This is a genomic window from Aliterella sp. E5.1 (assembly GCF_057473825.1).
This window is the reverse complement of sequence record NZ_JBYCCV010000109.1, coordinates 1-11,503: the sequence shown is the minus strand read 5'-3', so window position 1 is coordinate 11,503 and position 11,503 is coordinate 1. Positions and strand designations below refer to the sequence as shown.

Annotated in this window: 8 protein-coding genes; 7 read left to right on the top strand and 1 reads right to left on the bottom strand. The window is 39.7% G+C overall.

All coding sequences use genetic code 11. From position 1 onward, the window contains the following. The first annotated feature begins 369 nt into the window (after positions 1-369). From AC2VE5_RS21370 to AC2VE5_RS21360, 3 genes are all read left to right on the top strand, one after another. Positions 370-585, top strand: coding sequence for a hypothetical protein (locus AC2VE5_RS21370; RefSeq protein WP_486889699.1), 216 nt, complete (start codon positions 370-372; stop codon positions 583-585). Next, a complete protein-coding gene (locus tag AC2VE5_RS21365; RefSeq protein WP_486889700.1) occupies positions 533-904 on the top strand; it encodes a transposase in 372 nt (123 codons plus the stop codon). Before AC2VE5_RS21370 ends, AC2VE5_RS21365 begins: the two co-directional genes overlap by 53 nt. A 303-nt stretch (positions 905-1,207) precedes the next feature. Beyond that, a complete protein-coding gene (locus tag AC2VE5_RS21360; protein WP_486889698.1) occupies positions 1,208-1,636 on the top strand; it encodes a hypothetical protein in 429 nt (142 codons plus the stop codon). 444 nt (positions 1,637-2,080) lie between these two features. Here AC2VE5_RS21360 and AC2VE5_RS21355 read toward each other — a convergent pair whose 3' ends face one another. Further along, on the bottom strand, positions 2,081-3,397 hold the full coding sequence (locus tag AC2VE5_RS21355; protein WP_486889697.1) for an AAA-like domain-containing protein: 1,317 nt from the start codon (positions 3,395-3,397) through the stop codon (positions 2,081-2,083). A 205-nt stretch (positions 3,398-3,602) separates the two neighbouring features. Here AC2VE5_RS21355 and AC2VE5_RS21350 point away from each other — a divergent pair, with 205 nt between their 5' ends. The 4 genes from AC2VE5_RS21350 (at position 3,603) to AC2VE5_RS21335 (ending at position 11,070) form a co-directional block, all read left to right on the top strand. Continuing rightward, complete coding sequence (locus AC2VE5_RS21350) at positions 3,603-4,268, top strand: tetratricopeptide repeat protein (protein ID WP_486889696.1); 666 nt, start codon at positions 3,603-3,605, stop codon at positions 4,266-4,268. Positions 4,269-4,453: 185 nt separating this feature from the next. After that, positions 4,454-8,272 carry an AAA-like domain-containing protein gene (locus AC2VE5_RS21345; protein ID WP_486889695.1) on the top strand — a complete coding sequence of 1,273 codons (3,819 nt, stop codon included), beginning with the start codon at positions 4,454-4,456 and terminating at the stop codon, positions 8,270-8,272. A 395-nt stretch (positions 8,273-8,667) separates the two neighbouring features. Continuing rightward, positions 8,668-9,648: a HEAT repeat domain-containing protein gene (locus tag AC2VE5_RS21340; protein WP_486889694.1), complete on the top strand. Its 981-nt coding sequence runs from the start codon at positions 8,668-8,670 to the stop codon at positions 9,646-9,648. Between the two features lie 339 nt (positions 9,649-9,987). Then, positions 9,988-11,070 (top strand): saccharopine dehydrogenase family protein, encoded by a 1,083-nt coding sequence (locus AC2VE5_RS21335; RefSeq protein WP_486889692.1) that lies wholly within the window; start codon positions 9,988-9,990, stop codon positions 11,068-11,070. Positions 11,071-11,503: the final 433 nt, after the last annotated feature.

Here is an 11,503-nt window from a genome sequence, read left to right as displayed (position 1 = left end):
TAGCATCAGGATTACTCTCAATAAACTTGACCAGTTCGTCCATCGTTCAATTAGTTCTAAAATGCTACATCCATCATTCACAATAGTTTAAGACTCACTTTTCTTCAACTCATCTAGGATTGCTATAGAACAATGTTTAGAGCAACAGGAGCGGACCTATAATAGTAAGCAATTAGCAACTGTTTTAGAACAAGAGCGTGCTGTCAGCTTGAGTGCTGACCGGATTCGACGTATCCTGCAAAAAAGGGGGTTCGATGGAAACGAACGCGACACAGCCAGCAAAGAAAACAAGACCCGCAATACAAACAACTAAAACAAGCGCAGTTAAATGCACTCAAACAAGTAGCGCAATCAGGATATATTGAACTGATGTACCTGGATGAGTCAGGCTGCCAGTTGTGGAGTCCTACAAGTTATAGTTATAGTCGCCAGGGAGAACAAAAACGCCTTGAGCAGACTGACCGACGTAAGGGACGCATCAGTATTTTAGGCTTATGGCAACCGGACAGAAGCTTCAAGTATGCTTTAGCTTCTGGTAGTTTCAAGAGCGGAAGTTATATCGCGCGTTATCGATTGGATTGCTGAACAAACATCTGAGACTTTCAGAACAACCGGACGGATGACAGTGATAGTGCAAGATAATGGTTCGTTGCATACGAGCCACTTGACTCGCCAACAGTGGCAACGTTGGCGTTCTCAGGGCTTATTCCTATTCTTCCTACCTCCATATTGTTCCGAAATGAACCGGATTGAGGAGCAATGGCATCAACTCAAAAGCAATGAAATTGCCGGACGGATGTTTGAGGATGAATATGATTTAGCTCTAGCAGTTATGGATGGAATGAAAGCTCGTAGTGTCAAAGGTAGTTATGCCCTGGAGCGTTTTAAGTTTAATTCCACCTGACTACTTAGTTAATTTTGTCTTGGGGCAAAGCTTAAAAGTTGTTGGGTGACAATATCTGGTCACAGATATTTTTTCAACAGAGTAATCAATACGTATAACTGGGTATTCAATACCTTACGAAATGGTACGTGTGGCATTCCACGTCCTCTCTTTTCTAGGGGTTGAGGTAATAAGTCTTCAAACAACTTCCATTCAAGATCACTCAAGCCCTCAAACCTACCTGCCATTTTGTCTTCTTTCTATTCTGTTTCAGCTTTATACTGATTCTAGCTCGTATTTCTGAGTTAGTGGGATAGGCTCCAAATGGATAGACAACAAGTAAGAAATATCGTTATTGCGATCATAGTTATAACTTCAATCGGGTCATGCGTATCCCAAACAAGTAAGAGAAATAGCCAGGTTGAGCAAACGCCAGAGGTGGCGATAGAACAGCCGACAGCATCGCCAGCACCCTACACTGCGAACATAAAGTCAGTAAACCCCAATCAGCAGCCATATGTCATTTTTGTAGGGGCTGATGAAAAGGGTGAGAGTAAAGCGGAGGTGTGGAAAGGTGAGCAGCTACGGTACGATGACGCTATATCAAAATGTTTGGCAGAAGCGACAGAAGATAGTATCAAAGTGCAGGTGTTTAACGCTGTGGGTGAGGATAGATGCGAAGTCGTTGATTTGACTTTAGAAGAGAATTCGGGAATCCTTGAGAAAGTTAACCAGGAACGTGTAGCACAATAGACTCTTGAGAGTGTACTAATAGGTACTATAAGATTTACAGACAACACCCCATAACATCCCTCAGTTATTTTCCCTTTTTCAATGAACTATCCCTAGGATTGACGGCACTACCCTGATAGTCTTCGTTGCCCAAGCCCACTGTTGGCAGTTCCGGCTGACTAGCGCTAGTGGAGCAGCGAAAGAGGAACGCAAGATTTACTACACGGCTGAAGCTGCACTTAAGGCAGGGCTGGAGTGGATTGGTCAGGGGAGTTGGAAAATGCGAAAATAAAAAAAATAGATAAGCCGCTATGAGTGGAACAGAAGAAAACGAGTTGGACCCAGGGCTTGAAATCTATGCGGGCGTATTCTACGGCGGTTGCGAAGAATTAGCACAGGATAAAATTGAGGCAAGAATACGACTGCTGGCAATGCCTACTGAAGAAGCGCAAAATATTGATTTTTTCACAAATAAATTTGCAAATACTGACGATATAAATTACAGCTTATCATTGTACGCTCTTCCTGCAATTTCACTAAGCCAATACTGTGTAATTTAAATTTATTTACTGTCGATAAGTTGGCAGAATTATTATGGACTACATCTTTCATTGCATATGCTAATTCCGGTTGTTGCTTAAGAATTAAACTTTGACGGCGTAAATGGTCTGCGTAGATACTCGATGAACTCGTAGCATTTTGGATAATCTGTGTTAAGGTAACATCCATATTAGCTAGATGATAAAGAGTAAGACGCACTAAAAATGGATGTCCACCCACTAGCGTCATTAATTTTTCAACTTCGGTTTCAGACCAATCGAGTTGATGCTTTTGAGCTAAATCTAAAATTTGCTTACTATTAAATTCGGGCAAGTCTACCGAAAAACCTACATTAAACGGTGATTGATTAATATCAAGAGGCACGTAAACTTCTGTAGAATGTACAATTACCAATCTCAGTTTTTTCCAAATCTCTCGACGTTTACCTTCTTCGTGTAAAGCGCGTAGCAGTCCAAAAAAATCTCGATAAATTTCTGGATATTCAAAAATCTTATCAACTTCATCCAAACCAACCGTTAGCGGTCGAGCGATTGTTGGTAAGAGATACTCCTCAAAATAGGCTTTACAAGCCATGCTGCTACCTACAATTGCCGCTAAGTCCCAATATTCATCAACTCGATTGGGGATATTTAAAGCTAAACCAACGCTGACACAAAACCAACGTAAAAACTTATCTAAATTTATGAAAGTCTGCTGTACTGCGAGTTGAAGGTCTAAGGTGACGGTACTATCTCCCTGAGATTGGGCTTTAGAAATAATTCTTGCCAAAAGCGAAGTTTTACCCATTTGTCTAGGTGCTTTAATTCTAATTAAAGCACCAGGTCTATGAATTTGTTCGTAACATCTTTCTTCGATAGGTGAGCGCTTAATGTAAAATAGCGAATCTAACGGTACTTGACCAGATGGATGCTCATTATCAGAGGGAGATAAAGACATTTCTTGGCTTTCCCTATTTGAGTCTGATGTAGGACGTAAGATGGGTAGTAAAATTTCACTTTCTACTGTTAAATCAGCAATATCTTGCCATTTCAGGCTCAAAGCCTGACAAATTTCTCTAAAGTTAAGGTAATCTACAGGTCTACCATTAAGAAAACTGCTGATAGTGGATTGAGATATTTGCAAATACTCAGCTAAATCGGTTTGACGAACATAGCCATTACGCAGTAGCGCCGACTTTACCTCCGATATAAGTTCAGAACGTACTCTAACTGAACGTGGCATTTCTGATCCTACAACTGCTAAGTTTCTTTTTTTGGCGAAGTTCTAAAATATTCAATCTCACTACAAAGTCGATACGTACTCGATATACCCCTATGCGAACTCAAGCGTAGTCAAGGTTAAATAGGATTAGTAGGAATAAGGTTCAAGGTGCAACCTGCGAAGAATAGTCCTACTCTAACTGAAAATCTTTAGGGATTATATAATTATGAAATTTACCTTCTCTAGAACTTGCTTATTAGCTTATACATCATCTATTTTACTGCTAGGTTTTTCGATACCGTTAGTTGCACAAATGCCAGCATCTAATGCTTCTACTGACTGTCCAAGTTCAAAGCCACTAAGTCTTAATACAGTAGACGACTACTTGGGCATGGGACACTTTCAAGAGGAGTGCCACAAAGACTCACTCGCTGCGGTTTCTTCTTTCACGCAGGCAATTCGGCTCAACCCTAAAGCTGAAGAACCCTACTATCATCGTGCAAATGCTTATGCTGCTATTGGGAATTACAAAGCCGCAGTTGCAGACTATAACGAAGTCATTAAGCAAAATACAGGTCGGTTTGGTTTTAGTAGGGGTGCATATTGGAATAGGGCTAGGGCTTATGAAAAATTAGGCGAAAAACAGAAGGCGATTTCAGATTGGACTCATTTAATTAGTAGTAGCAGTGGTCCTAGTGCTGACGAGTATTTATCAAGAGGTAATCTTTACAAAGATTTAGGGAATAAAGAAAGTGCGTGGGCAGATTACAAAGTGGCAGAAAAACTTCTCCAGAAATATTTAAGTGGCGTTTACGGAAGTGGTGTACAACAACCTCACTATCAAGAGATGCTGGAGAATGTAAGAAATGAATTATCAAGACTAAATTCTTAACCACAATAGGCTCTTTGGGTGTGTAACGGTTGAATTATAGTTGCAAGAAATGAATAATCTATTTGCCGTAACACACCCAATTACACAGTGGCACGTAACGCTGCGTTTTTACATAATCTACCAACTATTTTTGTAGTAATTTAAAAATATTGATAACTTTAAATAATTAGTAACTTGGCTATATAATGAGCGATAAATTTTCTTATAAAGTGGGTGGAAGTCTTGCAGAAGATGCTCCCAGTTACGTGTTTAGACAAGCAGATTTCGAGATTTACAACGAACTGAAAGCTGGGAATTTTTGTTATATTTTTAATTCTCGACAAATGGGTAAAACTAGCTTGCAAGTTCGCACAATTAACCGCCTGCAAGCAGAAAAAATTGCTTGTACTACGATTGACATATCTGGACGCGGTAGTAAAGATATAAACCCGGAACAGTGGTATGCGGGTATTGTTTACACATTAGTTGCAAATTTTGAAATAGCTAACCCCAGCGAATTTATTAGAACATGGTGGAAGGAAAACTCCGAGTTATCGCCGATACAGCGTTTGGATATATTTATTGAACAAATTTTGTTAAAAAAAATCAAAAGTAAAATAGTTGTTTTTATTGATGAGATTGATAGTATTTTAAGCTTTAGTTTTGGGTGTGATGATTTTTTTGCCTGGATTAGAAGTTGTTATGAGAAGCGGAATTATAATAGCGACTTTAATAGGATTACTTTTGCCCTTCTCGGAGTAGCAACACCTAGCGATTTAATTGCCGATAAAATCCGAACACCATTTAATATCGGTCGTGCTATTCAACTTAATGGTTTTCAAATCAAAGAAACTCTCTCTTTAGCAGAAGGGTTAAAAGGGAAAATGAAAAATCCGCAAGCTGTTTTGAAAGAAGTTTTAGCATGGACTGGAGGACAACCCTTACTTACACAAAAGTTATGCGATTTGTTAGTAACTTCTCAAAATTTTATTTATCATGGTTCGCTAAAAGCAAAGGGAGAAATTGCAGAAGCCGAATGGGTGGAGAAGATTGTTAGACAGCAAATAATTGAAAACTGGGAATCCCTTGACGAACCACCCCATTTAAAAACAATCAAAGATAGAATTTTGATGAGCAAGCATAATACAGGTGCGTTGCTTGGTTTATATCAAAAAATTCTACAATTAGGGCAAATACCCGCTTCAGACAGTCCAGAACAAATAGAACTACGACTATCTGGGTTAGTCATAGAACAGCAGGGATATTTGAGGGTTTATAACCGCATTTATGCCACTGTTTTTGATTTAAATTGGGTAGAAAAAGCACTTGCTAATTTAAGACCATATTCAGAAGCATTATTAGCTTGGCTAGCTTCCAACGGTCAAGATAATTCTAGATTACTACAAGGATTAGCATTAGAGGAAGCTAAGAATTGGGTAGCCAATAAAAACTTAACTGAACAAGATTACCAGTTTTTAACTGCTAGCCAGGAAATGGAAAAACAAGAAATAGCTACAGCATTATCTCTTCGACAAGAAGAAAGTCGCATATTAGCACAAGCTAACGATACTTTAAGCATAGCCCAATATCAAGCTAAACGACAAATTCGTATTGGTGGTGGTGTTCTGATTTGTTCTCTTATTGGAGCAGCTATTGCTTTTATATCTGCAACTAATCAATTACAAGAAGCTCAAGAAGGTACAAGACTAGAACAAGCAGGAGTGACAGCGCTTCAACAGTTTGAAACGAAACAAATTGAATCTTTAGTGACAGCGATGGATGCAGGACAAAAGTTAAAAGAACTTGTAAAAAATAAACGTTCTCTAACAAATTACCCTGCAAATAGTCCACTTTTTGCTTTACAAGCAATAGTCGATAATATCCGTGAAGTTCAACAATTTGTTGCTCATCAAGATGATATTACAACTGTAAACTGGAGCCAGGATGGAAAGTATATTATCACCGCTTCTAATGATAAAACTGCTCGTGTATGGGACTCATCAGGTAAGCTAATAACAGAACTGAAAGGACATCAAGATCAAGTTTTTCTTGCTAATTTTAGTCTAGATAGAAAGCATATTATTACCGCTTCAGCAGATAAAACGGTTCGTATATGGAACTTTTTTGGTCAACAATTGGCGATGATTAAACATCAAGACTATGTAGATAGCGCCAGTTTTAGCAATGATGGAAAACGTCTAATTACAACAAGTATAACTCCACCTATCACAACAATTTTAGATGAAAAAACTGTGGTTAGTTCCTCTAATGAAAAAATCGCTCGGCTCTGGGATTTGTCTGGGAATTTATTACTACAACTTCAAGAGCAAGTTAATACTGCCAGATTTAGCCCGGATGGTAAATATATTCTTACTGCTTCTAATGATAAAACAGCCCGTATTTGGGATACATCGGGTAAACTATTACGAACATTCATAGGACATTCAATGGCTGTTAACAGTGCTTATTGGAGTCCAAATGGAAAATATATTTTGACTAACTCTGATGACTCCTATATTTGGGATGTTTCAGGTAAACAAATCGCACAACTTAAAGTAGATGATAAATGGGCAATTGTAGATGCTGGTTTTAGTCCCGATAGTCAGCGTATTTTCGTCACGACCCCTGCTAAAACTTATGTTTGGGATTTATCAGGTAGGCGGATTAGAGAAATTAAAAATCAAAACGTCTTGGGTGGTGATGCAGAATTTAGTCCTGATAGTAAGCGACTTTTTACAACTGATAACACTATAAAAGTGTGGGATCTAAGAAATGAAGCTATAAAGGTAGAGGATTTATCAAGTAATTTGCTGGCAGAACTGACAGGTAATCAAAGTAATCCCCGTTGGAGTCCTGATGGTAAATATATTGTTACCTTTGGACAAGATAAAATCGTTCGGCTCTGGGATTTATCCGAAAAAATCCCAGTAACAACAGTAACTATCAATTCAAAAGACGCTATTACGGGAGCAAGTTGGAGTCCTGACGGTAAATATATTGTTACCCCTACTTGGAAATCTGTATTAGTTTGGGATAGTTTGGGTAAGCAGTTAGCAAAATTTCAAGGACATTCAGATGTCGTTAATAGCGCTAATTTTAGTCCAGATGGAAAACTAATTGTCACCGCCTCAAACGATAAAACTGCTCGTGTTTGGGATACATCAGGAAAACAGATGTTATTACTTTCTGGGCATGAAGAGGGAGTAGAGTATGCTGCTTTTAGTCCAGATGGCAAGTATATTTTAACTACAAGTTATAATAATCAAACTAGAATTTGGTCGCAGTCGGGTAAGTTAATAACTACATTTAAAGCCAGAGGCATTACTTGGAGTCCTAATAGTAAATATCTTCTGGCTAGTTTTGATTATGACGGCAAAAATTATTCAAGCTTGTGGAATATTTCTGGTAAAAAAATAGTAGAATTTGCAGGCAGTAAAAATAGTTTCTATAGTGCCAGCTTCAGTCCTGATGGAGAACGTATTGTGGCTGCTAATGGCAAAATAGCAAGCATTTGGAATACATCTGGTCAAAAATTATCAGAATTTAAAGCCAATCAAGATATATATAGTCCTAGCTTTAGTCCGGGTGGGGAAGTAGTTATTGCTACTTCTTCAGATAATAGGGCGATTATTTGGGATACTTCTGGTAAACAATTAGTTGAAATACCGCATCAAAGTAGGGTTGGATTTGCTGTTTTTAGCACGGATGGTCAGCGGATTGTTACAGCTTCAGATGATAAAATTTATCGCGTTTGGGATGTGACGGGTAGACAGCTTGCACAATATAAATATTCATCTACTTTCATATCGCCAGTAAGTTTTAGCCCAGATGGTCAATATATTCTCGCGCATATTCAAGGTAATTCTCCTGAGCAAAACAAAGTGCTGATTTGGCGGATTGACGAATTAGATGGGCTGTTAGCACGGGGATGCGGGTGGTTAAAAGATTATCTGAATACCCAACCTCAAATACGGGAAAGATTAAGAGTTTGTTGGGTAAACAGTCGTAAAATAACGGACATATAACTGTATGATAGTAATCCCGTCCCCCTACTGTCTTTTACCGAACCGTATTGGGTTTAAAGGGAGGGTAAAATTGTATTTCCTTCAAGTATTAGTCTTGCCATTTATGAAAATATAAAGAATTTAGACAAAGCATACCTAAAAAAATTAAATTATTAATCTAAGGTTTAAATAATATTTTTAGATTGCAGTGATTCAAATAACCGCTTAAAGTTATTAAAACCCTATTGAGGAAAAAAACTAGCAGAAATTCTTTCGATAGCAAGTTTATCAGGAGAAATCAAACAACGTTGTCCTGAGCTTGCTACCTTTACTCCCCTTGTGAATAGATAAAGTCGAGATCAGAGACTCAGCCTCTAAGTCTGTGTTTATCGTTCCAACGTTTCCTGGAGTCTGCTATGGCAAAATCTCGCAAATTGGAATCACTTCTGGCGCAACTAGAGCAGATTCGCCCCAATCCTACTACGTCAGAAGCAATGCTTCTACTGCGCCAACTACTGACCTCCAAGCAGCCTGTTGCGATCGCTCAAGCCGCAACACTGATTGCAGAGGCAGAACACTACGACCTAATTCCAGATCTGGTTGCCGCGTTCGAGTGGGCGATGACGAAGCCAAGTGAGCAAGATCCAGGTTGTACCGCTAAGCTCAAACTTGCAGATGCACTCTATCGATTGGACTACCGTAACGAAGATTTGTTTTTGCAGGGCATTCGGCATATGCAACGAAACCCCGTGTGGGGCAGTTCGGATGATACGGCTGCGCCATTGCGAAGTGTCTGTGCATTAGGACTCGTCAAAATGAATTACCCCGATGTCATGAGCGAGTTAGCGGACTTGTTGGCTGACCCAGAACCCAATGCACGAATTGGATCTGCACGAGCCATTGCTTATACTGGAAATTTGTCAGGTGTTCCGCTTCTCCGGTTACGGATCAAGCTTGGCGATAGTGCGCCTGTGTTATCGGACTGTTTTCTGGCATTGCTGCACTTATCCCCAACGCAATCCTCCATCGATTTAGTGCGTTCCTTTCTTGCGATTCAACCACAGGCTGAACATCGAGAGAACACTGAGAGCGCAGAAGCGGCAGCATTAGCATTTGGAGAATCCCGATTACCGGAAGCGTTTGATATTTTGCGAGCCTGGTGGCACTCCATCGACATTCCAGATCTTCGACAAACGGGATTGCTCGCACTCGCGCTTCTCCGAAACGATGAGGCAATTTCGTTCCTGTTATCTCTGATTCAGGGCGGCAGTCTGGTGGATGCAAAAGACTCGATTACAGCCTTGCGTATTTATCGTGATGATCAAGCACTTTGGCAACGTGTTCGTGAACGGATTGAACAACGGGGAGAACCAAGTCTCCTGAGCATGGCTAACTGACGCTTTCTGACCTAAAGGCACAGAGATTGGTTGTGTTGCAAAAAATAGTGACATTCTGATAGAAATAGTAGGTTGTCGGGATTGACGGCACTACCCTGATAGTCTTCCACACCCAAGCTCACTGCTGGCAGTTCCGGTTGATTAGCCCTAGTGGAGCAGTATTTGGGGAGCGCAAAATCTACTATACCCCTGAAGCAGCACTGAAGGCAGGACTAGAGTGGATTGCTCAGAAGATAAACTGATGTCACCTTGATTTCGCTATGATGCTATAAATATATCATTAAAGTATTTTATAGATATCTTTAAGATATCAAAATAGAAGGTGAATGGAGATAGAAGGTGAATAAGAAAATTCTAGTCATTGGTGGATATGGTAGTGTCGGTCGTATTATTGCGACTCAGTTGGTTAAGAAATTTCCTAGGCAAGTTATTGTGGTCGGAAGAAATTATCAAAAAGCACAAAATCTTGCATTAAAGTTAAATCAGCAGGTAGTCCCGATAGCATTGGATATTTCTGGCATTTCCGACAGTGGCAAATTACTTAACGATGTTGAAATTGTTATAATGTGCCTGGATCAGGAAAACATTAAATTTGCTCGGCAATGTATTCAACGCGGCATTCACTATATTGATATCTCTGCCAGCCATCATATTCTTTCCAAAATTGAGGCGCTGAACAAGGAAGCTGAGAAGACTGGAGCTACAGCAGTTTTAAGTGTGGGGTTGGCTCCTGGTTTAACTAATCTTCTAGCGAAACACTGCCAATCCAAGTTGCCAGATATGACATATGCAGATATTTATATTCTCCTTGGGTTAGGAGAAGTTCATGGAGATGCAGCATATAGATGGACTCTTGAGAATTTGAGTACTGATTTTACCATTATTCATGACGGTGAACCAAGAAAGGTCAAAGGTTTTGAGGATGGCAAACAATCAGTATTTCCAAATGGGATAGGGAGAAGAATAGCTTATCGGTTCAATTTCTCAGATCAGAAAGTGATTCCACAAACCCTGGGTCTTAGGAGCGTCTCAACTCGTCTCTGTTTTGACTCAGCCTTAATGACCTATTTATTCGCTTTAGCAAAAAGAATAGGTCTGAGCCGTATTCTGATGATGAAAGATGTCAAAGAATTATTAATCAGCGTCCTAAAACGATTACATTTTGGATCGGATAAGTTTGTCATTAAAGTGGAAGCAGGTAACTTACAATCAAAAGAATATTTATATGAATGTTCGCTTTGGGGAACAGGTGAAGCGAAGACGACCGGATTAGTGGCTGCAAAAGTTGCTGAAAATCTTGCTTTGTCTTCATTTCCAGCAGGGGTGTTCCATATTGAGCAACTATATTCTCCCCTTGAATTTTTGAAAAGTCTAGGACAAGATGATCTTAATTTTGAAGAGAAAGTGTGTTCTGCCAGATAGCTGTCAACCTTCAAGAATCTTCCTTAATAAAAAACCTAGCATCCGAACACCGAAAGCTTGCCTATGATTTTCAAGATTGTCTTCGGCAGATGGTGGACACCGTTAGACCCCGACAGCGGTTTTTAGTTTTTTCTCAGTTCATTTTTGGGTTTATTGCTGAGTTTAAGTGGTTCTTTTTTTTCGACTGAGGCTGTGAGCATTTTTGTTGGTATGGTCGGGCGATCGCCGCCTTGTCTGACCTATTCCTGATGGCGCTCCTGATGATGTAATTCGTACCGTCATGGAAAACTGCCGAACTTTGAAATTTACAGCGGTTCTCGATTGAATGAGATAAAGTGAGAAGCATTGCTACAACTATTAATGGCTAAATGGATGAAAGCTTACTCAAATGATTTGCGCCAGAAGATTGTGGAAACCCATAGCAGAGAAAGGG

Bases quoted from the DNA above. Each gene is read 5' to 3' on its own strand.
- AC2VE5_RS21370 (WP_486889699.1), top strand. From the start codon at position 370: ATGTACCTGGATGAGTCAGGCTGCCAGTTGTGGAGTCCTACAAGTTAT.
- AC2VE5_RS21360 (WP_486889698.1), top strand. From the start codon at position 1,208: ATGGATAGACAACAAGTAAGAAATATCGTTATTGCGATCATAGTTATA.
- AC2VE5_RS21355 (WP_486889697.1), bottom strand. From the start codon at position 3,397: ATGCCACGTTCAGTTAGAGTACGTTCTGAACTTATATCGGAGGTAAAG.
- AC2VE5_RS21350 (WP_486889696.1), top strand. From the start codon at position 3,603: ATGAAATTTACCTTCTCTAGAACTTGCTTATTAGCTTATACATCATCT.
- AC2VE5_RS21345 (WP_486889695.1), top strand. From the start codon at position 4,454: ATGAGCGATAAATTTTCTTATAAAGTGGGTGGAAGTCTTGCAGAAGAT.
- AC2VE5_RS21340 (WP_486889694.1), top strand. From the start codon at position 8,668: ATGGCAAAATCTCGCAAATTGGAATCACTTCTGGCGCAACTAGAGCAG.